General features: G+C 59.6%; 30 protein-coding genes and 1 pseudogene. 29 read left to right on the forward strand and 2 right to left on the reverse strand.

The annotated features are described in order from the left end of the window. The first annotated feature begins 1 nt into the window (after position 1). The 20 genes and pseudogenes from BHC62_RS07045 to BHC62_RS07130 all read left to right on the forward strand — a co-directional run bounded on the left by BHC62_RS07045 (position 2) and on the right by BHC62_RS07130 (position 14,387). Complete coding sequence (locus BHC62_RS07045; protein ID WP_070994594.1) at positions 2 to 280, forward strand: phage holin family protein; 279 nt, start codon at positions 2 to 4, stop codon at positions 278 to 280. Beyond that, positions 277 to 1,122 (forward strand): N-acetylmuramidase family protein, encoded by an 846-nt coding sequence (locus tag BHC62_RS07050; RefSeq protein WP_070994595.1) that lies wholly within the window; start codon positions 277 to 279, stop codon positions 1,120 to 1,122. Before BHC62_RS07045 ends, BHC62_RS07050 begins: the two co-directional genes overlap by 4 nt. After that, complete coding sequence (locus tag BHC62_RS07055; protein WP_070994596.1) at positions 1,119 to 1,322, forward strand: hypothetical protein; 204 nt, start codon at positions 1,119 to 1,121, stop codon at positions 1,320 to 1,322. The genes BHC62_RS07050 and BHC62_RS07055 overlap by 4 nt, the downstream gene beginning before the upstream one ends. Further along, entirely contained in the window at positions 1,319 to 1,762 is a 444-nt protein-coding gene (gene lysB / locus BHC62_RS28880) for an Rz-like lysis system protein LysB (protein ID WP_070994597.1), read from the forward strand. The genes BHC62_RS07055 and lysB overlap by 4 nt, the downstream gene beginning before the upstream one ends. Continuing rightward, positions 1,677 to 1,862 (forward strand): annotated as a pseudogene (gene lysC, locus BHC62_RS28720) (Rz1-like lysis system protein LysC); the annotation flags it as partial. The gene lysB and the pseudogene lysC, both read left to right, overlap by 86 nt. Continuing rightward, positions 1,859 to 2,341, forward strand: coding sequence for a phage tail protein (locus tag BHC62_RS07065; protein WP_070994598.1), 483 nt, complete (start codon positions 1,859 to 1,861; stop codon positions 2,339 to 2,341). The pseudogene lysC and the gene BHC62_RS07065, both read left to right, overlap by 4 nt. Then, on the forward strand, positions 2,331 to 2,789 hold the full coding sequence (locus BHC62_RS07070; RefSeq protein ID WP_070994599.1) for a phage virion morphogenesis protein: 459 nt from the start codon (positions 2,331 to 2,333) through the stop codon (positions 2,787 to 2,789). The genes BHC62_RS07065 and BHC62_RS07070 overlap by 11 nt, the downstream gene beginning before the upstream one ends. Before the next feature lie 61 nt (positions 2,790 to 2,850). Beyond that, the gene (locus BHC62_RS07075) at positions 2,851 to 3,423 is read left to right on the forward strand and encodes a phage baseplate assembly protein V (protein WP_070994600.1); all 573 of its coding nucleotides are present in this window, start codon (positions 2,851 to 2,853) and stop codon (positions 3,421 to 3,423) included. Beyond that, positions 3,420 to 3,764, forward strand: a complete 345-nt coding sequence (locus BHC62_RS07080) for a GPW/gp25 family protein (protein WP_070994601.1) — start codon at positions 3,420 to 3,422, stop codon at positions 3,762 to 3,764. The genes BHC62_RS07075 and BHC62_RS07080 overlap by 4 nt, the downstream gene beginning before the upstream one ends. After that, positions 3,761 to 4,672 (forward strand): baseplate J/gp47 family protein, encoded by a 912-nt coding sequence (locus BHC62_RS07085; protein ID WP_070994602.1) that lies wholly within the window; start codon positions 3,761 to 3,763, stop codon positions 4,670 to 4,672. The genes BHC62_RS07080 and BHC62_RS07085 overlap by 4 nt, the downstream gene beginning before the upstream one ends. After that, positions 4,672 to 5,289, forward strand: coding sequence for a phage tail protein I (locus BHC62_RS07090; protein WP_070994603.1), 618 nt, complete (start codon positions 4,672 to 4,674; stop codon positions 5,287 to 5,289). Before BHC62_RS07085 ends, BHC62_RS07090 begins: the two co-directional genes overlap by 1 nt. Further along, on the forward strand, positions 5,286 to 7,211 hold the full coding sequence (locus BHC62_RS28885) for a phage tail protein (RefSeq protein ID WP_083335414.1): 1,926 nt from the start codon (positions 5,286 to 5,288) through the stop codon (positions 7,209 to 7,211). The genes BHC62_RS07090 and BHC62_RS28885 overlap by 4 nt, the downstream gene beginning before the upstream one ends. 3 nt (positions 7,212 to 7,214) lie before the next feature. Continuing rightward, positions 7,215 to 7,667: a phage tail assembly chaperone gene (locus tag BHC62_RS07100; RefSeq protein WP_083335415.1), complete on the forward strand. Its 453-nt coding sequence runs from the start codon at positions 7,215 to 7,217 to the stop codon at positions 7,665 to 7,667. A gap of 131 nt (positions 7,668 to 7,798) precedes the next feature. Further along, on the forward strand, positions 7,799 to 8,974 hold the full coding sequence (locus BHC62_RS07105) for a phage tail sheath protein (protein WP_070994604.1): 1,176 nt from the start codon (positions 7,799 to 7,801) through the stop codon (positions 8,972 to 8,974). 57 nt (positions 8,975 to 9,031) lie between these two features. After that, positions 9,032 to 9,547, forward strand: coding sequence for a phage major tail tube protein (locus BHC62_RS07110; protein ID WP_070994605.1), 516 nt, complete (start codon positions 9,032 to 9,034; stop codon positions 9,545 to 9,547). Between the two features lie 51 nt (positions 9,548 to 9,598). Further along, positions 9,599 to 9,934, forward strand: coding sequence for a phage tail assembly protein (locus tag BHC62_RS07115; protein ID WP_070994606.1), 336 nt, complete (start codon positions 9,599 to 9,601; stop codon positions 9,932 to 9,934). An 8-nt stretch (positions 9,935 to 9,942) separates the two neighbouring features. After that, positions 9,943 to 10,062, forward strand: a complete 120-nt coding sequence (locus tag BHC62_RS27280) for a GpE family phage tail protein (RefSeq protein WP_029293885.1) — start codon at positions 9,943 to 9,945, stop codon at positions 10,060 to 10,062. After that, entirely contained in the window at positions 10,052 to 12,673 is a 2,622-nt protein-coding gene (locus BHC62_RS07120; protein WP_070994607.1) for a phage tail tape measure protein, read from the forward strand. Before BHC62_RS27280 ends, BHC62_RS07120 begins: the two co-directional genes overlap by 11 nt. A gap of 5 nt (positions 12,674 to 12,678) precedes the next feature. Further along, on the forward strand, positions 12,679 to 13,119 hold the full coding sequence (locus BHC62_RS07125; RefSeq protein WP_070994608.1) for a phage tail protein: 441 nt from the start codon (positions 12,679 to 12,681) through the stop codon (positions 13,117 to 13,119). After that, entirely contained in the window at positions 13,116 to 14,387 is a 1,272-nt protein-coding gene (locus tag BHC62_RS07130; RefSeq protein WP_070994609.1) for a phage late control D family protein, read from the forward strand. The genes BHC62_RS07125 and BHC62_RS07130 overlap by 4 nt, the downstream gene beginning before the upstream one ends. Before the next feature lie 328 nt (positions 14,388 to 14,715). Here BHC62_RS07130 and BHC62_RS07135 read toward each other — a convergent pair whose 3' ends face one another. Both BHC62_RS07135 and BHC62_RS27285 read right to left on the reverse strand, forming a co-directional pair. Further along, positions 14,716 to 15,495, reverse strand: coding sequence for a zinc ribbon domain-containing protein (locus tag BHC62_RS07135; RefSeq protein WP_070994610.1), 780 nt, complete (start codon positions 15,493 to 15,495; stop codon positions 14,716 to 14,718). Between the two features lie 81 nt (positions 15,496 to 15,576). After that, on the reverse strand, positions 15,577 to 15,999 hold the full coding sequence (locus BHC62_RS27285; protein ID WP_256324280.1) for an XRE family transcriptional regulator: 423 nt from the start codon (positions 15,997 to 15,999) through the stop codon (positions 15,577 to 15,579). 21 nt (positions 16,000 to 16,020) lie between these two features. Between BHC62_RS27285 and BHC62_RS07145 the strand changes: the two genes are divergently transcribed. The 9 genes from BHC62_RS07145 to BHC62_RS07180 all read left to right on the forward strand — a co-directional run bounded on the left by BHC62_RS07145 (position 16,021) and on the right by BHC62_RS07180 (position 21,810). Further along, positions 16,021 to 16,221, forward strand: a complete 201-nt coding sequence (locus BHC62_RS07145) for a DNA-binding protein (RefSeq protein ID WP_017477234.1) — start codon at positions 16,021 to 16,023, stop codon at positions 16,219 to 16,221. Between the two features lie 29 nt (positions 16,222 to 16,250). Further along, a complete protein-coding gene (locus BHC62_RS07150; protein ID WP_070994612.1) occupies positions 16,251 to 16,724 on the forward strand; it encodes a YmfL family putative regulatory protein in 474 nt (157 codons plus the stop codon). Continuing rightward, the gene (locus BHC62_RS27290) at positions 16,721 to 17,023 is read left to right on the forward strand and encodes an ogr/Delta-like zinc finger family protein (protein WP_071610006.1); all 303 of its coding nucleotides are present in this window, start codon (positions 16,721 to 16,723) and stop codon (positions 17,021 to 17,023) included. The genes BHC62_RS07150 and BHC62_RS27290 overlap by 4 nt, the downstream gene beginning before the upstream one ends. Further along, complete coding sequence (locus BHC62_RS07155; RefSeq protein WP_070994613.1) at positions 17,020 to 17,391, forward strand: hypothetical protein; 372 nt, start codon at positions 17,020 to 17,022, stop codon at positions 17,389 to 17,391. Before BHC62_RS27290 ends, BHC62_RS07155 begins: the two co-directional genes overlap by 4 nt. A 71-nt stretch (positions 17,392 to 17,462) precedes the next feature. After that, on the forward strand, positions 17,463 to 17,705 hold the full coding sequence (locus BHC62_RS07160) for a hypothetical protein (RefSeq protein ID WP_070994614.1): 243 nt from the start codon (positions 17,463 to 17,465) through the stop codon (positions 17,703 to 17,705). Positions 17,706 to 17,716: 11 nt separating this feature from the next. Next, positions 17,717 to 20,515, forward strand: coding sequence for a toprim domain-containing protein (locus tag BHC62_RS07165; RefSeq protein WP_176770969.1), 2,799 nt, complete (start codon positions 17,717 to 17,719; stop codon positions 20,513 to 20,515). A 62-nt stretch (positions 20,516 to 20,577) separates the two neighbouring features. Then, complete coding sequence (locus BHC62_RS07170; RefSeq protein ID WP_070994616.1) at positions 20,578 to 20,889, forward strand: hypothetical protein; 312 nt, start codon at positions 20,578 to 20,580, stop codon at positions 20,887 to 20,889. 58 nt (positions 20,890 to 20,947) lie between these two features. Continuing rightward, positions 20,948 to 21,211, forward strand: a complete 264-nt coding sequence (locus BHC62_RS07175) for a hypothetical protein (RefSeq protein ID WP_070994617.1) — start codon at positions 20,948 to 20,950, stop codon at positions 21,209 to 21,211. A gap of 2 nt (positions 21,212 to 21,213) precedes the next feature. After that, positions 21,214 to 21,810: a hypothetical protein gene (locus tag BHC62_RS07180; protein ID WP_070994618.1), complete on the forward strand. Its 597-nt coding sequence runs from the start codon at positions 21,214 to 21,216 to the stop codon at positions 21,808 to 21,810. The last annotated feature ends 201 nt before the right edge of the window (positions 21,811 to 22,011 follow it).

Raw genomic sequence — 22,011 nt, forward strand, 5'->3', positions numbered from 1 at the left:
CATGCCAAACATCGAATTGATCGTGCAGTTGATCACGGCCGTGGCCTATCTGCTCAGCGCCTTGCGCCTGGCCTGCTACACCCGAGGCGCTGCGCGGTACCGGCGCAGCATCTCGCTACTCGCCAGCCTGTTTGGATCCGCGCTGTGCATCTGCGGTCTGGAAATCCTCCTGTACCGCCAGCCCACTAGCCTCTGGCAAGCCGTCTCCATCGTGCTGCTCTGCACCCTGATATTCCGTTCTCGCGGCAACGTCGCCGCCCTGTTGAGGCCCAGCGCATGACCACCACCCTACGCCACGGCGACCGCTCACAGGCCGTCCGCACCCTGCAAAAGAACCTCAACAACCACGGCGCCAAGCTGGACGTGGACGGCAGCTACGGCGACGACACCGAAGCTGCTGTCCGTGCCTATCAGCTCAAGGTCGGCCTGGTAGCTGATGGCGTGGCCGGCAATAAGACCCAAACCAGCCTGGCCGGTGGTGACTGCACCAAGCTGCTGCGCAACAACGACCTGACCGCTGCCGCCGAACACCTCGGCGTGCCGCTGGCAAGCATCTACGCCATCAACGAGGTGGAATCCAAGGGCAAGGGCTTCCTCGAAAACGGCAAGCCAGTGATCCTGTTCGAACGGCATGTCATGTACCGCCAACTCGCCAAGGTGCGGCACGAAGGCGATGACCCGGCCGAACTCAAACGCCACGCCGACCAGCTCGCCGCCGTCAATCCCGCCCTGGTCAACCCAAAGTCGGGCGGATACTCCGGCGGTACCGCCGAACACCAGCGCCTGGCCATGGCCCGCCTGATCGACGACACGGCCGCCCTTGAATCTGCATCCTGGGGGGCATTCCAGATCATGGGCTTCCACTGGCAGCGTCTGGGCTACACCAGCGTGCAGGACTTCGTGGCGGCCATGAGTGCCAGCGAATCGCAACAGTTCGACGCCTTCACCCGCTTCATTGAAACCGACCCTGTGTTGCACAAGGCGCTAAAAGCCCGCAAATGGGCCGAATTCGCCAAGCTCTACAACGGCCCGGACTATCAGCGAAACCTCTACGACGTGAAGCTACAGCGCGCCTACGAACGGCACGCCGACTGCGGTTGCGGGCAAGGGGTAGCAGCATGATCGACTTCGAAGCGGTGCAAAAACTGCGAGTGCAGGACGGCGATCTGCTGGTGGTGCCGGAATCCACCGAACAGGACGATATGCAGGTGCTGGCCGAGGCCATTCAGTTGATGAGCGGTGCCAGGGCAGTGATCGTTCGCGGCCCTATTAAACAACTCGATACCGAAGCCATGAATAAGCTCGGCTGGTACCGCGTATGAGCACCCTGCGCCAGGCCCTGTACGGCATTGCCCTGCTCGGCGCCCTGGCGCTGCTGATCTGGGGTCAGCAACAGCGCATCAACATCGCCGAGGGCAACACAGAGCTGGCAAAAGCGGCGGCCAAGACCGCCCGCGCAGACGCCGACCGCAACCTGACCACCGCAAACACGCTCACGAACACACTGAAGCAGGAGCGAGACGCCCAGAGCGCCCTGCGCACCCAACAGGATCAGTTGCGCCAGGGCCTGGCAAAGCGCGAGCGAACCATAGAGGAGCTGAAACTTGAAAACACCGAACTACGCACTTGGGCTACTCAGCCTTTGCCTGATGTTGCTCGCCGGTTGCGGGAGCGCCCCGCCCTTACCGGCGCCGACGCTTACCGTCAGTGGATGTCCGGCCGTAGTGCCGTGCCAGTTGCCGGCGACCAACCCACGCAATAACGGCGACCAGCTCACCGATATGGACCGCGTCGAAGCCGCCTGGGCTGACTGTGCCGCGCAGGTCGACATGATTTATCAACATCAGCAGGCAGCGCCATGAACAAAGCCGAAAGCCTACGCGCCCACCTCCTCGCCACCGTTGCAGAGTTCAAGCACGACCCTGATCGGATGATGATCTTCATCGACAACGGAAAGGTCCGCTGCACAGCAGCGAAGAGCCTGTCTTTTGAGTACAGCTTTGACCTGCAGATCGTTCTCGCCGCGTTCGCTGGGCACCCCGACAGCATCATGCTCCCGTTGCTTGGCTGGCTCAGCGTCAACCAGTCCGAACTGCTGGAAAACCTCGACAAGGTGAAGAACGGATTCAAATTTGAAGCCGAGATTCTCAGCAAAGAGCTTGTAGACCTCAGCATTACCCTGCCGCTCACGGAAAAAGTGATCGTCGGCCAAGATGACCAGGGCAATACCACCGTCAAGCACCCAAACGAGCCGCAGCGTGTAGCGGGCTACCTCGACCCGAACTGGAAGCCTGGCGCCCAGGGCAACACCAGCGAATGGTTTGTGCCCGATGGCAAATGATCTGGAAGCACTGGAGACCTGGGCGGCCACGCTACTGGAACGGCTGGAGCCTGGGGCACGCAATCAACTGGCCCGCAGCATCGGCCAGGAGCTGCGTCGCAGCCAACAAAAGCGGGTTATTGCCCAGCAGAATCCGGACGGCAGCAAGTTTGCCCCCCGTAAACAGCGCAATCTGCGTGGTAAGCAGGGGCATATCCGCCGCAAGTTGGAAATGTTCAAGAAGCTGAAGAACGCCACCTATCTCAAGGCCCGAGGCGACAGCAACGCCATTTCAGTGGGCTTTACCGGGCGAATCGCCCGTATTGCCAGGGTTCACCAATACGGTTTGAAGGACCGCGCAGAGCGTGGCGCTCCCGACGTGCAATACGAACAACGTGAAGTGCTGGGATTCACCGAGGCGGATCTTGATGTGATCCGTGACAGTTTGCTCGCGCACCTGACACTGTAAAGCCCCTCCCTACAAGGCAGCGAAGCTGCACCCGCGCACGCGTGGCGCCACCATCGGCGCCATGAACAATTTCGCCGCCCTCTCCCGCATGCTCGAAAACCTCATCCGCCTCGGCGTCATCGCCGAAGTCCAGATGGTGCCCCCGCGCGTGAAGGTAAAGACCGGCGAATTGACCACCGCCTGGCTGCCATGGCTGGCCCTGCGTGCGGGATCTGACCGTGAGTGGGACCCGCCCACCGTCGACGAACAGGTCATCCTGATCAGCCCGTCCGGCCAACTCGCCAATGGCGTCGTCATCACCGGCTTACCCAGCGATCACATCCCCGCCAACGGCGACCGCCCAGGCCTGCACCGTCGCACCTACGCCGACGGCACGGTGATCGAATACGACAGCGTCGCCCATCACCTGAACGCCACGCTGCCCGAAGGCGGCACCACCAACCTGACCAGCACGGGCGGCATCAACATCGTCGGCCCGATCACGCACCACGGCGACTACACCCAAACCGGCAACCAGAACGTCACCGGCACTGTGACCGTCACCGAAGACGTAGTCGCGGCCAGTATCAGCCTGGTCAAGCACTTGCACGGCGACGTCATGCCAGGCAGCGGCAAGACGGGGAAACCAGAATGAACCGAGAAACCGGCGGCTCCATCGGCGATCTGGACCTCATCAGCCAGTCGATTACCGACATCCTCACCACCCGGATCGGCACCCGCGTCATGCGCCGCGAATACGGCAGCCTGCTGCCCGAGTTGGTGGACCATCCCTTCAACGATGCCACCCGCCTGCGCGTGTATGCAGCCACGGTCATGGCGTTAATGCGCTGGGAACCGCGTATCAGCCTGAATCGGGTGCAGTTCCTCGGCGCCAATCTGCAAGGCCAATCGGTACTGGACCTGGACGGCACCCTGGTCGACACCAATGAGCCGTTGAGTATGAGCCTGCCGCTGCAACTGGGGGCCAGTGTATGAACACATTCGCCGCCATCGACCTCAGCCTGTTGCCCGCGCCGCAGATCGTCGAGCAGATCGACTATGAGCAGATCCTTGCCGAGCGCAAGGCCTACGCCATCAGCCTGTGGCCGGCAGAGGAACAGCCAAAAATCGCCGCCCGCCTTGAGCTGGAGTCGGAGCCGCTGACCAAGCTGCTGCAAGAGAACGCTTACCGCGAAACAATCTGGCGCCAACGGGTCAACGAAGCGGCAACCGCCAATCTACTGCCCTTTGCCAAAAGCTCCGACCTGGACAACCTGGCCGCAAACTTCAACGTCAAGCGCCTGGTGATTCAGGAGGGCAATGCATCAGCATCCCCGCCCGTGGCGCGCGTCATGGAAGATGACGACAGCCTGCGCGAACGCACGCAGATGGCCTGGGAAGGCCTCAGCACCGCCGGCCCGCGCAACAGCTACATCTTCCACGCCCGCGCAGCTGACGGGCGGGTTGCCGACGCCACCGCAGAAAGCCCTTCCCCGGCCGTGGTCGTGGTTACGGTCCAGGGCATGCTGGCCGACGGCAGCGCCGAGCCTGGGCTGCTGGCCGTGGTGGAAGCCTATCTCAGCGAGGATGACCGCCGCCCAGTCGCCGACCGGCTCACCGTCCAGGCCGCGCAGATCCTGCGCTACCAGGTCAAAGCCAAGCTCTACCTGAAAACCAGTGGGCCAGAAACTGAACCTGCCCGAGCTGCTGCCGAACAGCGCCTGAATGAATATGTCCACCAGCGCCGCCGGCTGGGCATGGAAGTCTCAGAATCGGCGATCCACGCCGCGCTGCACGTCGAGGGCGTGCGTAAGGTCGAGCTTTTGAACTGGGTAGACGTTGTCGCGACGCCCTACCAGGCGCCGTACTGCTCCGAGATTCAACTATCGGTAGGAGTCGAGTGATGGGCGCCCAGCACCTGCTACCCAGCAACTCGACGCAGTTGGAGCGTGACGCGGCCGTGGCACTGGCGCAGATCCAGCGGGTGCCTATTCCGATTCGTCTGCTGTGGAACCCTGACCTGTGCCCCCTCGCGGTATTGCCGTACCTGGCGTGGTCGTTTTCGGTCGACCGTTGGGACAGCACCTGGTCGGAGTCCACCAAGCGCGCGGCGATACGGGCCGCGTACTACCTGCACTCCCACAAGGGCACCATCGGCGCTTTGCGCCGAGTGGTCGAGCCCCTGGGCTATCTGATCGAGATTATCGAGTGGTGGCAGGACGTGCCGGTCGGCGTACCGGGTACCTTCAAGCTCAAGGTCGGCGTGCTGGACACCGGCATCACCGAAGAGATGTATCAGGAACTGACCTTCCTGATCGATGACGCCAAACCCCGTAGCCGCCACCTCACCGGCCTGGCCATCAGCCTGGAAACCACCGGCAGTTTCTATATCGGCGCCTGCGTCAGCGAAGGCGATGAACTCAGCGTTTACCCACCGACCCAACGCGACATCGAAGTCAGCGGCTATCTGCGCCTGGGCGGTCGCGAACATCACATTGATACGATGGACATCCTCCCATGATCGACCAGAACAGCCAGTTTCAAGCCATTCTTACGGCCATCGGCGAGGCCAAGCAGGCAAACGCGGATGCCCTGGGCACCCCTTGGACGTTCGCGCAAATGGGTGTGGGTGATGCCAACGGCACCGACCCGTTCCCTGACCGCCTGCAAACCAAGCTGATCAATGAGCGACGCCGCGCGCCGCTCAACCAGCTCAAGCCAGACCCGAAAAACGCCGGCATCATCATTGCCGAGCAGGTTATCCCGGAAAACGTCGGCGGTTTCTGGATTCGGGAAATCGGCCTCTACGACACGGACGGCGATCTCGTGGCCGTCGCCAACTGCGCGCCAACCTTCAAGCCGCTGCTGACCCAGGGATCTGGCCGGACGCAGATTATTCGGATGAATCTGATCGTTTCCAGCCTAGCCAACATCGTGCTGAAGATTGATCCGGCGGTGGTGCTCGCCACCCGCGAATACGTTGATTTAAGTATTGACGCTGTGCTGCCTGGCAACAAAACCCCAGGCACTTACCGGCAAGTAATCATCAACAAATATGGGATTGTCGTGTCGGGTAGCAACCCCACGACTCTCGCAGGCTATGGCATCACCAACGGTCTCACCTCTACGCCACAATCGGGCATTGTGGGAGCCATCGCCGACATACCAGTAACCACTTTGGGAACCTATATCCCCGCAACTACCGACAAGCCGTCAGTCTCCAGCAATGGTTTATTTCTGCGGATGAAATGGCCGGGTGGAAATACTGCATTCGATATTTTCGGTCACACAGGCGGCGGTGCCGATGTTTTAGCTTTCCGCCGAGTTATTGGTGATGGCTCGTATACGATTAGGTACGTGTGGCACGACGGGAATTTTGACCCTGCGTCAAAAGCCAACCTCGCGAGCCCTAACTTTACCGGTGTACCTACCGCGCCAACCGCGCCCCCTGGAAGCAATTTCGGCGAGCTGGCAAATTGTGCGTTCGTCTGGACTGCGGTCAATACCTACGCGACCACCGTAACCGCCTCGTTAGCGGCCAAGGCCAACTTGAACAGTCCGGCGCTGACGGGCATTCCTACGGTGCCTACTGCTGCGCCAGGAACAAACTCGCTCCAAGCGGCCAACACCGCTTTCGTTGCTGCCGCCGTCGCCAGGCTGGTCGATTCATCGCCGGGCGCATTGGACACGTTGAACGAGCTGGCAAAGGCACTGGGTAACGATCCGAACTTTGCCACCACCATAATGGGATTGTTAGCCGGCAAGGCTTCCAATGCCACGACATTGGCTGGTTACGGTATTACGGATGCGTACCGTGTCGTCGATGTTGATTACAGGCTGAATGCCAAGGCTAACAAGGGAAACTCTCTGGCCTCTTATGGGATTACGGATGCAATTCGCAATCACAACCCGCTGCCAGGCGAAAGCATTGATGTTCATGGCGGAACCTATGCGTTCCTCTCATCCCCGTTAGAGTCAACTGTGGCTCAGAACTGCTATTGGGACGGGGCGGACTGGGTGCGTCATGACGGGACAAAAAATGCGGTATGTATCAGTGCTAATAATGGTGTGGCGCATATTCGAACGGCGCTACCTGGAGCTGGCCCGATTCGTTGGGCTACAAGCGATCCGTTATGGACGTCTTCAAACGCGACCGTTTCGAGTTCATCTGGTACCGGAACTCTGAAACTCCCGAACGGCTGGATACAGCAGGTGTTTGATGTGACAGAAAGCACGGGAGCGAATGACCTTCGCTACTTCCCTGTTTCTTTTCCAAACGAATGCTTCGGCGTATTTCCTGTCCTTCTCAGCGCCACAGCAGGCGGATATGGAAACAACCTCGGCTTCGTCGTCGGTGACGTCACCAAAGATCGTTTCGTAATCAGTGCCGGCGGGAACTTCTCCCCCGAAGGTCGTTTCCGTGTATTCGCAATAGGGAGGTAACGCATGAAATTTTATTTCAGTCCTTCAGTGACTGCCTTTTATCGGTCTGATATCAGTGGCGATCTGGGCGGCGATGATTGTTCGATGCCTGATGATGCCCTAGAGGTGTCTAGGGAGGTATACGAGCGGATGTCGCGAGTCCGGGAGGAAGGTGGCCGAGTTGTCCCGGATGAAGACGGGATACCGATTGCGGCACCGGCCTTGCTCCCAACCAGCGAGGAACTGGCCGAAAAGGCGCGGCGCTGGCGTGACGGGGTGATATCCGCCAGTGAGTGGATAGTGGCCCGCCATCGTGACGAAATCGATATGGCCCAGGAAACCATGATTACGCCTGAGCAATTTTCAGAGCTGCTGAGGTACAGGCAGGCCTTGCGGGATTGGCCGACAGCAGAAGGCTTTCCAGCCGCCGACCTGCGCCCGACTCCACCGGACTGGCTTGCTGACCAAGCAGAATAGGCGCGGAGAAATTCCGCGCACGCCGTCTTAGACTTTGTAATCCCCGTCCCTACAACCCGCCGCGCTCGCCCAACCGGCGCGCGCGCGGCAGCCTGTGCACTGTCATTCCATCACAGCGCAGGCAACCACCCATGGCCGGTTCAGACTATCTCCACGGCGTGCGGGTCATCGAACTCAACGACGGCACCCGCCCTATTCGCACCATCTCCACCGCAGTCATCGGCCTGGTTTGCACGGCTGAGGATGCAGACCCCCTGATGTTTCCGCTGGACACCCCGGTCCTGCTGACCAATGTGCAAAGCGCCATTGCCAAAGCCGGTGTCAAAGGCACCCTGGCGAGCAGCCTGCAAGCCATCGCCGACCAGACCAAGCCCTACACCATCGTGGTGCGGGTCAAGGAAGGCGCCGACGAAGCCGCCACCACCAGCGCCCTGATCGGCACCACCACCGCCGATGGCAAGTACACCGGCATGAAAGCCTTGCTCGCTGCCAAAGCCCGTGTGGGCATGACGCCGCGCATTCTCGGCGTGCCAGGCCTCGACAGCCAGCCGGTAGCCACCGCCCTTGTATCGATTGCCAAGGACCTGCGCGCCTTCGCTTACGTCAGTGCTTGGGACTGCAAAACCAAGGAAGAAGTGGTCGCCTACCGCGAAAGCTTCGGCGCCCGTGAAGTGATGGTGATCTGGCCGGAGTTCCAGAACTGGAGCACCGTCACCAATGCGACCGTCACCGCCTCCGCCGTGGCACGCGCCCTGGGCCTGCGGGCCAAGATCGATCAGGAAATCGGCTGGCATAAGACCATCTCCAACGTCGCCGTCAATGGCGTGACCGGCATCAGCGCCGACGTGTTCTGGGATCTGCAGAACCCGGCCACCGATGCCAACTACCTGAACAGCAATGAGGTCACCACGCTGATCAACGAAGGCGGCTTCCGATTCTGGGGCAGCCGTACGTGCAGCGACGATCCGCTGTTCGCTTTTGAAAACTACACCCGCACCGCGCAGATCCTCGCCGACACCATGGCCGAGGCGCACATGTGGGCGGTCGACAAGCCCATGCACGCCTCCCTGGTGCGGGACATCATCGAGGGTGTTAACGCCAAGTTCCGCGAATGGATCGCCCAGGGCTACCTGATCGGCGGCAGTTGCTGGTACCCCGAAGACATCAACGACAAGGACACCCTCAAGGCCGGCAAGCTGACCTTGGACTACGACTACACCCCAGTGCCGCCCCTTGAAGACCTCACGCTTCGCCAGCGCATCACCGACCGCTACCTGATGCAGTTCGCCAGCCAGATCAACAGCTAAACCGGGCCTCCCCGCGAGGGGAGTTAACCCTGTGCCATACCCCCGGAGAACACCGCCATGGCCCTGCCCCACAAGCTCAAAAACCTCATGTTGTTCAACGACGCCAACATCTACCGTGCCTTGGTGAAGTCCGTCACCCTGCCCGCCCTCGGCCGCAAGATGGAAGCCTATCGCGGCGGCGGCATGAACGGCCCGGTCAAGGCAGACCTGGGCTTCTCCGATGACGGCATCCAGTTGGAATGGAAAACCGGTGGCCTCGATCTGATCAGCCTCAAACAGTTCGGCGCAGTCAACGCCTCGGGTGTGGCACTGCGCTTTTCCGGCGCCTATGAGCAGGACGACACTGGCGACGTCAGTGCGGTGGAAATTGTGGTGCGCGGCCGTCACGAAACCATCGAAATGGGTGACGCGCAGCCAGGCGAGGACACCGAGCATTCCATCACCACCACCTGCACCTACTACAAGCTGACGGTCGACAACGAAGAAATCATCGAAATCGACCTGCTCAACTTCATCGAGAAGGTGGGTGGCAAGGACATGCTGGAGAAACAGCGCAAGGCCATCGGGTACTGATCCCCACCCTCGATCGACAACCCCACACGTTCATCACCAGGAGCTTTTCCAATGAAACCAGCAGCCACCGAACAACCCGACATCCAGCCACTGGCCGACGAAAATACCGTCGTCCTCGACTCCCCGATCCGTCGTGGCGTCACCACCATCGACAGCATCACCTTGCGCAAGCCCAGCTCGGGCGAGCTGCGCGGCGTGAGCCTGGTGGAGCTGCTGCAAATGGACGTCGCCAGCCTGATCAAGGTCGTACCGCGCATCAGCAGCCCAACCCTCACCGCCATTGAGGTCTCCGGCATGGACCCTGCCGATCTGCTCGCCCTCAGCAGCAAGATCAGCGGTTTTTTGTTGCAGAAGTCGGCGAAGACGGATGCATCCCTCGTCGCGTAGAGGACGCCATGGCCGATCTGGCCGTGGTTTTTCACTGGGCACCGGCTGATATGGATCAGTTGGGCCTGCAAGACCTGATGGACTGGCGCGAGCGTGCCAGGGTGCGGAGTTCCACCGATGGCAAATAATCTGAAACTTCAGGTGCTGCTCAGTGCCATCGACAAAGCCACCCGCCCGCTGAAGCAAATCAACAACGGCAGCCTGGAGACCGCCCGCGCACTCAAGGCTGCCCGCGACCGCCTGAAGGAACTCAACACCCAGCAGAAAGACGTCACCGCCTGGCGGTCGCAACGCGCAGCTGTCGAGCAGACCAACGAGGCGTTGAATGCTGCGCAGGCCAAAGTCAAAACCCTCAGCCAGCAGTTTGCCGCGACCGGCGTGCCGACCAGGGCAATGGCGAAGGATTTTCGAACGGCCGTGCGCGAGGCCCAGCGGCTGAAACAGCAGCACCAACAGCAGAGCGAGCAGCTCCAGGGGCTGCGCTCACGACTGTATGACGCGGGGATCAGCACCAAGAACCTGGGCACACACGAACGCCAGCTGCGCGAGCAAATCAGCGCCACCAACGCCAGCATCAGCGCGCAGGGTAAGCGGATGGCCGAGCTGACCGCCCAGCACAAGCGCGCAGCGACGGCCCGCAGTGCGTATGACAAGGGGCAGCAGTTCGCCGGCAGCGCGGCTGTCGCAGGTGGTGCCAGCCTGGGTGTGGCATATGCGGCCAGCCGGCCAGTCGTCAGCGTAGTTAAGGAATACGTCGACTTCGAAACCGCCATGATGGGTGTGGCAAAGCAGGTCGACGGTGCGCGAGATGACAACGGCAAGCTCACCAGCACCTACTACGAATTTGCAGACGCGATCAAAGCAGCCAGCAACGAAATGCCCATCGCCACGACCGAATTTGCGGCCCTGGTCGAAGCCCAGGCCCGGGCCGGTATCCAGGGCAAAGAAAACCTCCTGACCATGGCAAAGGTTTCGGCGACCGCAGCCGTGGCCTTCGACTTGCCCGCCGAACAGGTCGGCGAAGACATGGGCCGGATCGCCGGTTTGTACAAAGTGCCGATCAAGAACATCGCCGAGCTGGGTGACGCACTCAACTACCTGGACGACAACACCCGCTCCAAGGGTGGCGACATCATCGAGACGTTGACTCGTATGAGCGACGTGGCCGACAAACTCGACTACCGCAAGGCAGCAGCGCTGGGGAGTACGTTCTTGTCCCTGGGCTCTGCGCCCGAGGTCGCCGCCAGCGCCTCCCGGGCAATGGTGCGTGAGCTGGCTATCGCCACCATGCAGGGCAAAAAGTTCCAAGAAGGCATGGCAATGGTCGGTCTCGACTCAAAAGCTGTGCAGACCGGCATGACCAAAGACGCCATGGGCACGATGATGGGCGTACTTGAACGCATCAAAAAGCTGTCTCCGGAGCAGCAAACTGAAGCCTCCACACGGCTATTCGGTAAAGAGTTCGGCAAGGACGCAGGCAAGTTGGTCAACAACCTGGAAGAACTGCGGCGCCAACTCACACTGGTGAATGACGCTGCGGCCGACGGCTCCATGCAAAAAGAAATGGACATCCGCGCCGACGCTATCGAAGGTCGTTGGCAGGTGTTACAGAACAAGCTGTTCAACACCAAGAGCGGCGCAGGCGAAGCTGTACGGGCCACGATGGTCGATGTCATGGATGCAATCGGCGGTGTGCTGGACAAAGTCAATGGATGGGTCAAGGAAAACCCCGTCCTAACCGCATCCCTGTTGAAGATTGTCGCCAGCGTGGCTGTACTGTCCGCAGTGTTCGGCGGTCTCGCCCTAATGCTCGCGAGCATTCTCGGGCCGTTCCTGATGCTGCGTTTCGGCCTGGCAATGTTCGGTATCAAACTGCCAGGCATCATCGGGATCTTCAAAGTTTTTGGCACAGTCCTGCGCACGCTGGGCGGCATTCTGATAGGCCCACTTGTGACCGCCCTGCGCACCGTCGGCATCGCGCTATGGGGGCTTTCGGCCAACCCGATTGTCCTGGTCATCGCCGCCGTTGTCGCCGCCCTGGCCGCAGGCGCCTACCTGATCTACACCAACTGGGACGCGGTGAAGAACTACTTCGCCAGCGCCTGGACGGAGATCAAAGCAGGCTTCAGCGGTGGGATCGTCGGCATCATCAACACCCTGGCCAACTTCAGCCCCATCGGCCTGATTTACCAGGCCTTCGCCGGCGTGCTGAGTTACCTGGGCGTGGACCTGCCCAGCCGCTTTACCGAGTTCGGCAACATGATCGTCAATGGCCTGGTCAACGGGCTACTGGCCGGACTGGGCAGCGTCAAAACTGCCATCAGTTCAATCGGCGACGCCAGCATCGGTTGGTTCAAGGAAAAGCTCGGCATCCACAGCCCGTCGCGGGTGTTCGCCGAGTTGGGAGGGTTCACCATGGCGGGCCTGACCAAAGGCCTGGAGGGTGGTCAGAAAGGCCCCCTCGACGCACTGAGCAGCATGGGCAAGCAACTCACAGCGGCCGGCACCCTGGCCCTGAGCGCGACCGCCATGCCCGCACGGGCCGTGGATGACCGCCCGCCCATCAGCAGCTCACCGGCCGCTGCTGTGTACGACAGCCACGACACCTATGAATTCACCATAACAGCGGCGCCAGGCATGGACCTGCAGGGCATGGAAAAAACCCTGCGCGCCATGCTCAACAAGATCGAAAACGAAAAAAAGGCGCGACAGCGCAGCAAACTCTCTGACCGGGAATAATCACCATGATGTGCGCCCTCGGCATGTTCGTGTTCAGCCTCTCCACCGCCGCCTACCAGGAGCTGCAGCGCCAAACTGATTGGCGACACGCCAGCAACAACCGCGTCGGCGCCGCTCCCGCGCGGCAGTTCGTGGGCCGTGGCGACGACTCCATCACCCTCCCCGGCATCATTTTCCCGGAACTGGCCGGCAGCGCCCTCAGCCTGGACGCCCTGCGCCTGATGGCAAACACCGGCAAGGCCTGGCCCATGGTCGAAGGCAGTGGCCGGATCTACGGCCTGTGGGTGATCGAAAGTCTCAGCGAAACCAAAACCATATTCTTCAGCAATGGCACGCCACGGCGCATTGAGTTCACCCTGAGCCTTAAACGTACCGACGATGACCGCATCGATCTGATCGGTGCTGCCACCAACATCGGTGTCAACATCCTGCGGGGGCTGCTGTGATCGAGGCCGCTCTGTCCAAGGTCACCGGCTACCTCAAGGACACCGCACAGCGCTTCATCCGCGACGCGGCCTACCCGGTGCCGGCGTTCCGTCTGTCCGTGGACGGCCTCGATATCGCCCAGAAGATCAGCCCGCGGCTGATGAGCATGGATCTGACCGACAACCGCGGCGTCGAGGCCGATCAACTCACGATCACCCTCAGCGACCACGACGGCCTGCTGACCATCCCGCCCAAAGGCGCAGTGTTGCGGCTGTGGCTGGGTTGGAGTGACACAGGCCTGGTAGACAAAGGCACCTACACCGTCGACGAAACCGAACACAGCGGCGCGCCGGACGTCCTGAGCATCCGCGCCCGCTCGGCGGACCTGCGCAAGGGCCTGAAGACCAAACGCGAACGCAGCTGGAGCAACACCACCCTCGGCGAGGTCCTGGGCGATATCGCCATGGGCAACAACCTCACCGCCACCATTGCCGGCACCCTGGACGGGTTGCCCATCCTGCAGCTCGACCAGGCCAACGAGTCCGACGCCAACCTGATCAGCCGCCTGGGCGAAGAATTCGACGCGGTAGCCAGCGTCAAAGCCGGCTGCCTGCTATGCCTGCCGGCCGGTGGCGGCAAGACCGCCAGCGGCCTGGATCTGCCACACATCACCCTGACCCGCATCGACGGTGACCAGCATCGCTACCTGCAAGCCGACCGCGACAGCTACGACGGCGTGCGCGCCTATTACTACGACGTCAACAGTGCAAAGAAACAGGAAGCCATTGCCGGCGGCGGCGACAACCTCAAAGACCTGCGCCACACCTACAGCGACCAACAATCAGCCCTGCGTGCTGCCCGTGCCGAATTCCGGCGCCTACAACGCGGCAGCGCCACCCTCAGCTATACCCTCGCCATGGGCCGGCCGGACCTGATTCCCGAATTGACCTACACGCTCCAGGGCGTGAAGGCGGAAATCGACGAGATCATCTGGTACGGCGGGAATGTGCAACACAGCCTCACTGCTGACGGAGGCTATACCGTGAGCCTGGAGCTGGAGAGCAAGTTGCCCGAGGACAATGTGGAGGATCTGGCAGAGGACAACGCAGGGGATTACACGGGGATCATTGCGTACTACCGGGATGAAAAAAGCGGTAAGGAGAAGACGATAACGGCGGGCGATCAGGCAAAGCCGAGACGCTTAAGGTGGTTGTATGCCAGTGAGAAGACGGCTAAGCGGGCTGTGGATCGGGAGTGGAGAAAGGCACAAGCCGACAAGTTGGCTTAAACCCCGGCACTCGGCCGGGGCCCGTGGGCACTATTCAGGAGCTTGCAAGAACACTTCCAAAAGTCGCATCACATCATTTTGCCGCTGGACACTTATGGCCCGAAACAGCGCCAACAACATGCCTTCTTGCTCACTCAGGCAGTCCGAATTTACGACTGACGACTGATTGTTCGAGACGCTATTGTTCCCCATCATGCGATTACTCCTTTCACATGCAACGGGAGCCCGGTGCCAACACGGCACCGTTAAGGTCTCCCGGAGAACAACGGATGTTCATCACAAAGTTGGTGTGTCATCAGCCCACGATCAAAAAAACTGTGAACCTCTGTTACAGCTCGGACTTGTGGGGTTGCAACGTCATGTACATACCGTTCTCGCCCCACCCTTGCAAATTGCCCTTCGCGTCGACAACGTAGTACTCGCCAAAGTCTTGCTCAGGATCTTCCAGACGCAATCCCCCATCAGGGAGCTTTTTGGCGGTGAAGGTCTCTGTGTTTTTGCCACCGCTGGGGAACACAGAGTCAATGAAGTACTTACCATCCCGCTTGTACAACACCATCACATGGCCCAGCGCCCCATCCTGCAGCCAACTACCAATCATGTCCGGGTAGGCCTTGAGGTCCATCGTTTTCAGGGTTTGGTAGTCCTGAGCGCTAGTACCGATGAGAGACGCTCTGTAGTCAGGATCGAAACTAGCGTTGGCCCAATATGCTTTGTCAATCTGCCCTTCCACCCGGAATCCGATGAAGGTTTTTTCGGCCTTAACATTGGTATCAGCGCGAACAGCTTTGGCTACTTCGGCAAGCTCTGCGTCACTCAGACGCTGGGTCAGCATGACCTCAACTTTTCGAGGCCTGCCCTCTCGATAATCGTCTTTGGTAATTGAGTAAGACGGCAAAGCAGCGCTTTGTGCAGCCTTCTCAACGGCTTTTTCCTTGCCGCCACCCGAACACATTGAAAATGTCACAGCGATGATGACCAGGAGAATCACAAGTCCGAACACCTGCTGCCCTGCCGTAACACCAGGGTTTTTAACGCCACAGCTTGGGCAGATTTTTGCCGTGGTATCCACGGTGTGCTTACAAGACTTACAAGGCTTCAGCGCCATTTAAATAGCTCCTTTCTATTACACGAAAAAAACCGACCCTCTTGGTCGGCATGTTATTTCCTGTCTCCAACTGCACCTTGCTTAGTTGTGGCCGTTCGCCCCCTCCAAACTGGCTGCACCCGCAAATGCCGATGCGGTACGTAATAGGACATTACGGTCTGCTTCAGCCATTTGCCGAAGATGCCCCAATACCGCCACCTCGACATCGCTGAGGTTGTTGAGATCTGTGTCAACCCGAGAACCGGTCAGCACGTAATGCACATCAACTCCAAGCTCTTGGAGCCCAGAGAGATAGCGTACATCGGGGGAACTGGTCTCAAGTTCATAGGCCTTTTGAGTCCCACGACTCACCCCTGCGGAAACACCAAAGTCGGTCTGATTTTTACCCAGCCGCTCGCGTTCCTCTCTCAGGCGCTCGCCTACCCCTAAAGAAATGAGCATTTTTTTGATCAAAATAAGTTGACTTGAGCAGAAATCTGACCAAGAATCCTTGTCGTCGAACACGATTAAACACGGACGAACACTATGCATGCCCTACAGACCCCCGAGCAAGCCCGCGCGGTTCTTGATCGCGAGGGTAAAAGCATTGCCGAATTTAGCCGCCAGCATGGGTTGAACAAAAATCTGGTCAGCGACCTGCTGAACGGCCGTAAGAAGGGCCGTCGTGGGGAAGCACATCGAGCAGCTGTGCTGCTCGGTATCAAAGACGGCCAGATCACAAACTAGGGCCTCTGGCTCCAAGGGGAAACCAGAAAATGAAACGCCCAGTTCTAGCGACCAAGCGGCAAGTCATGAGCGCTGTCATCAACGACTACAAAGGTGGCCGTGAATGCGCTTCGGCGCGCCTCGGTTACGAACTCAAAAAGTTCGATAACCACATCTACGAAAACGCCGGCAGCCGGCCTTTGAGTGATGAGCAGATCCACATGCTGGAGCAGGACGCCGGCACTACACATCTGCCTGAATACATTGCAGCCATGTACGGAGGCATGTTTGTGCCCCTGGCCAAACCTGAAACGCTCGACAACGTCGACCTATACAGCCGGTCAGTAAACGCTGCCGCCAAGCGCGGTGTAGTCGACCAGATCATCGCCAAGGCATTGGACGACGGGGTCATTGAGCAGGACGAGGCTGAGGCCATTCTGAGCGCTCATAGCCAATACCAGGCGGCGCGCCACTCCGAGGTTCTGGCAACGATCATGCTGCACGGCCGGGGGCAAAAGCATTGAGCACTTACAAGCTGGTTTGCCCTGCCTGCTACGGCCCGCTGCGCATTCGGACGTCTGAGGGGCAGACGCCATGTTTCCGCTCTTTGTACTACCAGTGCATGAACGTCGTGTGCGGGGCAACGTTTACCGGTAGCCAAACCATAGATTTTCAGCTCAGTCCGTCGGGTGTTGAGCGACCGCTGACCATAGTCCCAATCGCCCCATATGTGGCGCGCCAAAAGGCGATACGCGACAGCCGTGCCGATACCAACCAACCCGATTTGCTGGACCAACTGGACGTGGAGACTGCATCCGTATGAACGCCATCAACTTGACCGCCAACCCCACCAGCGACTACCGCGTAGCGATGCAGCAAGCGGCCGTGGCCTATCTGTACCGCCACCGTTCCCAACACCTGGCCGGTGACACCCAACTGCTGGATAACTGCGCCCGATACCTGACGCTGTCATTGGAAGTACCGCCACACCTGGTGCAACGCATTGCTGAATTGGCCGTGGCCGAGTTCGAAAGCATGACGTGCAACCGCATTGCCTGGCTCGGGATCTACCCCAACAGCGGCCCATACCGCCCGGTTATCTGGCTACTGGACACCTGCACCCAACAGCGACGCCCTGTGTCAGCACGATTGCTTCCCACGCATCTGCTGAATCACAACCTCCCGCACTAAACCCCAACCTCCCCCTCCTGTATGCCCGCACCGCGTGGGTAAGGGGAAACTGCAACTTACTGGTGGCCGAAATGAGCAAAATCACCATAAAACTGGAGCTGGACGAACAGCAGGCGCAGCACTACCTGCTGTGGCTGACCAGTCAGTACGAAGTCACCATGGCTGATATTTGGTACTCCGACCGCTACCGGAATGTGCCAAGCGGCCAGCGGGCGCCGAAGGTGCTTGAGGACTTGCCTTACCTGGCCGGCATCTGCAAGACACGCACCGAGCTGAAAAAGCAGCTCGTCCCCGCCACGGGGAACGCGCAGTGAATCGCAAGCCCATGGAACACCAGATCCGCGCTGATGTTATTCAACGCCTGGAATCTGACTACGGCCTTCAGCACATGAAGGGCACGCATTACATGCGCAAGGGCACTTGTCCGCAGTGCAACCAGAAACGCCTGTTTTCTCGCCATGACGAACCTTGGTTCATTCGCTGTGGCCGTGAACAAAACTGTAAGTACATGGCTCCGACAAAAGAGCTGTACCCCGACCTGTTTGACGACTGGAGCAAACGCGCACCTGCCTCCCGTGACGAGCCAGCCGCCAGTGCCAAGGCGTATCTATCGTTTGCGCGGGGCTTTCGCACTGAACTGGTTGAGGGTTGGTATACCCAGGAAAGCTACTTTGATCGGGAGCTAGAAATCGGCTCTGCCACCGTCCGCTTTCCCCTAGAACACGGCGGGTACTGGGAACGCCTGATTGACCAGCCTTCGCGCTTTGGCAAGAAAAAGGCCCGCTTCCAGCCCCTCAAGAGCTACAAGGGGCACTGGTGGTGCCCTCCCTGCCTGGATCTGCTTGAAGTCAATGAGTTGTGGATCGTTGAAGGCATCTTCGACGCCATCGCGCTCATTCACAACGGCCTATCTGCAGTTGCAGCCTTGTCTTCAAATGCCTTTCCAGAGGAGTCACTGAAGACGCTGATCACCGCTCGCGGCGGCAAAACACCTAAGTTGATCTGGGCTCTGGACAACGAGCCGGGTGCTCATAAATACACACGAACTTGGGTGAAACGTGCCCGCGAACTCGGTTTCACCTGCGAAGCCGCACAGGTTCCGCAACCGGACGCCCGCAAAGTTGACTGGAACGACTTGCACCAGCGCTGGGCGTTTATGGACGACGACGAAGCGCGTGCCCATCGCATCGACAAAGATTTGGCAGAAGCCAAGCACCACGGTGCCCTGCTGATTGCAGAGAGCGCCAGTGACAAGGCCCTGCTCATGTACCAATGGCGCGAGCGGGAAGAATTTCACTTCTGTTTCGACTCCCGGCTGTACTGGTGGAAGTTGGACATCTCCAAGTTCAACAGCGCCAAACAGGCACTGGAAGGTAGCGACAAGCAGGAAGACCAAATCCTGAACGATAAGGCCATCAGAGAGAAAGCCCTGCGCATGTCCGGCTGTGTCGTCGAGATCGCCAACTGCTACCCCAGAGCCCTCTATTTCCAGCGCAACGAGATTACCGACGAGTCCTGGTACTTCTTCCGTGTCGACTTTCCCCACGACGGCGGCTCAGTGAAAAACACCTTTACCGGCGGCCAGGTCGCCGCCGCCAGCGAATTCAAAAAAAGACTTCTCGGCATGGGTGCCGGAGCCGTGTTCACCGGCAGTGGACAGCAGTTGGACAAACTTATGAAAGACCAGCTTTTTGGGATCAAAACCGTTCAGACCATCGACTACGTGGGCTACAGCAAGGAATACCACTGCTACGTGTTTAACGACGTCGCCATCCGCGAAGGCCAGGTCATCAATATCAACGAAGAAGAATTCTTCGAAATGGGCAAGCTCAAGCTCAAAACCCTGCAAAAGGGGGTCAAGATCGATCTGGAGAAAGACAGCAAAAAATACGATCCGCAGTGGCTTGGCCTTCTCTGGCAGTGCTTCGGCGCCCAGGGCGTCGTGGCGCTGACCTTCTGGTTTGGCTCCCTGTTCGCCGAGCAGATCCGTGGCCGGTACCAGTCGTTTCCGTTCCTTGAAGCCACGGGCGAGGCCGGCGCCGGCAAGACCACTTTGCTCACACTGCTCTGGAAACTCGCGGGCCGTGATGGTTACGAAGGGTTCGACCCCTCCAAATCCACCAAGGCCGGCCGCAGCCGCTTGATGGGCCAGGTATCCGGCATGCCCATCGTGTTGCTGGAGTCAGACCGCAGCGGCGACGATAAGGCCCACGCTAAAACCTTCGAATGGGACGAACTCAAGGACTACTTCGGCGGCGGCACCCTGGCAACCAAGGGCGTTAAAACCGCTGGTAACGAAACCTACGAACCTCCGTTTCGCGGCACCATTGCCATCAGCCAGAACGCCCCAGTGGTGGCTTCTGAGGCGATCATGACCCGGATCGTCAAACTGCACTTTGTGCGACCGAACGTGACGCCTGAAAGCCGTGCGGCGGCGGATCGGCTCAATGCGCTGGACGGTTCGACACTCAGCAACTTTGTTTTGCAGGCCGTGCGCAAAGAGCTGGAGGTAATGGAGCTTTTCGGCCAGCGGATACCGGGCTATGAGGCAAAGCTGCGCAACCTGCACTCCCATTGCTTCGCTTGTGATACCCGATTCAAGGACGAACACAGCGACTGTAACCACTGCGGCAACAAGCTACGTGGCTACATTCGCGTGGAGCGGATCAACAAGAACCACGCCCAGATGCTCGCGCTGCTCGACTGCCTGCGCATGGTGGTGCCGCTCACTGACGCACAGGTCGAGCACACCCGCTCGCAGATAATCCGCATGGCGATAGAGCGTCAGGCCTCGATCAGCTCTGACCATCCGGTGGTGGCTGAATTCTGGGAGGTTTACGAGTACCTGGAAGGCCTCGACGCCGAAGGCCCGGTGGTCAACCACAGCAAAAAAGACCACGTCATCGCCATCAACCTCAACGACTTCGTGAAATGTGCGGCAGAGAACCGGCAAAAAATCGCCGACGTCGGTGAGCTGCGCGAACGCCTGAAGGACTCCCGCTCCCACAAGCTATTGGACGTAAACAAGGCGACCGACAGCGCTGTACGCGCTTACCACGCCACCAAAACCAACGCCGTCGTCACGAAACAACCCATTGTGAAGTGCTGGCACTTCCAGGCCTGACACACCACCGGTTTTACCCGTCAGGCGCTGCAACGTCTGCTACCACCCAAAGGAGAAGCACCATGCACGTACAAGTCATCACAGGGGAAGGCAAAGAGGGGGAAACCAACCGCCTCCGGCACCTGAAAGAGCTGAAGGACTGGTTTAAAGAATCGGGAAAAATTGTTCACGCCGAAGCCTACGACCCAGCCGGCCTAGTCGCGATCCTGGATGTTCGTGCGGTAAGCGATAAAGAGATCCTGGTGCTGGAGTGCAGCCGGGATCAGATCCAGGCAGTTCTGGAGTGGCAATCCGAGACAGATGAAGTTGTCGAGCTTGAAAACCTGCTGGTGCACCTGGTGCGCAAGCAAAACCCAATCGGCGAAAGCCAGTAAGAAGGTGGTGCCGAGGGGCTGCAACCCCCCGACACCGACCACCCAAAGGAGAAGCACCATGCAAGTGAATCAACCCAAAGGCGGCACCGTAGAGGCTACCACAACCGTGCTGGCTGTCGGCGACAAGGTCAGCTACACGGCACTTAGAGCCCAGGGCACGGGCTACAGGCTCAGTGCCCGAAAGGGCGTGATAGTCGAGATCAATGGTCTCCTCGCAGTAGTTCGGATAGGCAACGGCCACCGCACCACTCTGCCGCTGACCAAGCTCACTCCGGAAGGTCAGCCCAACGAACTGACCCGCATGCTTATGGGAGGACAGTGATCATGGCCGACTTTTTCTACAGGTCCCACGAGCCAGCAACCGTCGCCATTGTTCGGAGCTTTTACGTCCAGAAAGACGCTTTCAACGCTCTATTGATGGCTCTGGGTGTGCACTTCGGCGGCAAAGTCGCACCAATGCGGGACCTCACTTCCCACTTTGCTGGTGGAGTGAAACTTACAGGCGGTACTGAGCTGGACGTGCACTGGTGCCGCCCTGATGACCATGGCTACCGCTCACTGCGCACCGCTGCCGAGCCTGGCAAGGGCTTATCCAAGGAAGATCGAGCAGCAATTCGGTCTGAGCACGAGCGCCTCATTGGTTTGTGGAAAGAGCACTGCCCACAACGCCTCAGCACCCACAAATATTGGGGGCTGTTGGGAGTGAACACGGGCAGCGTCCTGATGAGCGGCGGAATCAAGTTTGAACTCGACGGCACCGCCTATTTCCACCTGGGCTTTCAAATCAATGAAGCGGAACACCTGGCCGCCATCGCAGCAAGCAAGCCAACGAACGGCTGGATCGTCGGCGCGGTTGAGATTCTGGCCAGCGAGTACGAAGCCGCCCGGGAGGCAAGAAATGCCCAAACAGCCAAGCCCTGAACGCGAACGCCCAACCATGGCAAGCCACCGGCTTGACCTGCCCAGCCGCTGCGACATTTGCGGCAAGGCGCGCTCCACCCGCAAGCACCAAGCCTGTAGCCGCATCCGCCAGCAGAGCAAAACGGCGGAATGGGCTGCCTTCATGGCCGAGCGTGAAGCGGCCAAACAAAACAAACCGCGTCGATACGCGCACTGATACCC

The organism is Pseudomonas sp. 06C 126, assembly GCF_001855215.1.
Taxonomy (GTDB): domain Bacteria; phylum Pseudomonadota; class Gammaproteobacteria; order Pseudomonadales; family Pseudomonadaceae; genus Aquipseudomonas; species Aquipseudomonas proteolytica.

Excerpts from the sequence above, each read along its gene's own strand:
- BHC62_RS07170 (WP_070994616.1), top strand. The coding sequence starts at position 20,578 with ATGCACGTACAAGTCATCACAGGGGAAGGCAAAGAGGGGGAAACCAAC.
- BHC62_RS07120 (WP_070994607.1), top strand. The coding sequence starts at position 10,052 with ATGGCAAATAATCTGAAACTTCAGGTGCTGCTCAGTGCCATCGACAAA.
- BHC62_RS07045 (WP_070994594.1), top strand. The coding sequence starts at position 2 with ATGCCAAACATCGAATTGATCGTGCAGTTGATCACGGCCGTGGCCTAT.
- BHC62_RS07165 (WP_176770969.1), top strand. The coding sequence starts at position 17,717 with ATGGAACACCAGATCCGCGCTGATGTTATTCAACGCCTGGAATCTGAC.
- BHC62_RS07110 (WP_070994605.1), top strand. The coding sequence starts at position 9,032 with ATGGCCCTGCCCCACAAGCTCAAAAACCTCATGTTGTTCAACGACGCC.
- BHC62_RS07160 (WP_070994614.1), top strand. The coding sequence starts at position 17,463 with ATGAGCAAAATCACCATAAAACTGGAGCTGGACGAACAGCAGGCGCAG.
- BHC62_RS07065 (WP_070994598.1), top strand. The coding sequence starts at position 1,859 with ATGAACAAAGCCGAAAGCCTACGCGCCCACCTCCTCGCCACCGTTGCA.
- BHC62_RS07050 (WP_070994595.1), top strand. The coding sequence starts at position 277 with ATGACCACCACCCTACGCCACGGCGACCGCTCACAGGCCGTCCGCACC.
- BHC62_RS07180 (WP_070994618.1), top strand. The coding sequence starts at position 21,214 with ATGGCCGACTTTTTCTACAGGTCCCACGAGCCAGCAACCGTCGCCATT.
- lysB (WP_070994597.1), top strand. The coding sequence starts at position 1,319 with ATGAGCACCCTGCGCCAGGCCCTGTACGGCATTGCCCTGCTCGGCGCC.
- BHC62_RS07055 (WP_070994596.1), top strand. The coding sequence starts at position 1,119 with ATGATCGACTTCGAAGCGGTGCAAAAACTGCGAGTGCAGGACGGCGAT.
- BHC62_RS07085 (WP_070994602.1), top strand. The coding sequence starts at position 3,761 with ATGAACACATTCGCCGCCATCGACCTCAGCCTGTTGCCCGCGCCGCAG.
- BHC62_RS07105 (WP_070994604.1), top strand. The coding sequence starts at position 7,799 with ATGGCCGGTTCAGACTATCTCCACGGCGTGCGGGTCATCGAACTCAAC.
- BHC62_RS07090 (WP_070994603.1), top strand. The coding sequence starts at position 4,672 with ATGGGCGCCCAGCACCTGCTACCCAGCAACTCGACGCAGTTGGAGCGT.
- BHC62_RS07145 (WP_017477234.1), top strand. The coding sequence starts at position 16,021 with ATGCATGCCCTACAGACCCCCGAGCAAGCCCGCGCGGTTCTTGATCGC.
- BHC62_RS07080 (WP_070994601.1), top strand. The coding sequence starts at position 3,420 with ATGAACCGAGAAACCGGCGGCTCCATCGGCGATCTGGACCTCATCAGC.
- BHC62_RS07075 (WP_070994600.1), top strand. The coding sequence starts at position 2,851 with ATGAACAATTTCGCCGCCCTCTCCCGCATGCTCGAAAACCTCATCCGC.
- BHC62_RS28885 (WP_083335414.1), top strand. The coding sequence starts at position 5,286 with ATGATCGACCAGAACAGCCAGTTTCAAGCCATTCTTACGGCCATCGGC.
- BHC62_RS07155 (WP_070994613.1), top strand. The coding sequence starts at position 17,020 with ATGAACGCCATCAACTTGACCGCCAACCCCACCAGCGACTACCGCGTA.
- BHC62_RS07175 (WP_070994617.1), top strand. The coding sequence starts at position 20,948 with ATGCAAGTGAATCAACCCAAAGGCGGCACCGTAGAGGCTACCACAACC.
- BHC62_RS07100 (WP_083335415.1), top strand. The coding sequence starts at position 7,215 with ATGAAATTTTATTTCAGTCCTTCAGTGACTGCCTTTTATCGGTCTGAT.
- BHC62_RS07150 (WP_070994612.1), top strand. The coding sequence starts at position 16,251 with ATGAAACGCCCAGTTCTAGCGACCAAGCGGCAAGTCATGAGCGCTGTC.
- BHC62_RS07070 (WP_070994599.1), top strand. The coding sequence starts at position 2,331 with ATGGCAAATGATCTGGAAGCACTGGAGACCTGGGCGGCCACGCTACTG.
- BHC62_RS07115 (WP_070994606.1), top strand. The coding sequence starts at position 9,599 with ATGAAACCAGCAGCCACCGAACAACCCGACATCCAGCCACTGGCCGAC.
- BHC62_RS07125 (WP_070994608.1), top strand. The coding sequence starts at position 12,679 with ATGATGTGCGCCCTCGGCATGTTCGTGTTCAGCCTCTCCACCGCCGCC.
- BHC62_RS07135 (WP_070994610.1), bottom strand. The coding sequence starts at position 15,495 with ATGGCGCTGAAGCCTTGTAAGTCTTGTAAGCACACCGTGGATACCACG.
- BHC62_RS27280 (WP_029293885.1), top strand. The coding sequence starts at position 9,943 with ATGGCCGATCTGGCCGTGGTTTTTCACTGGGCACCGGCTGATATGGAT.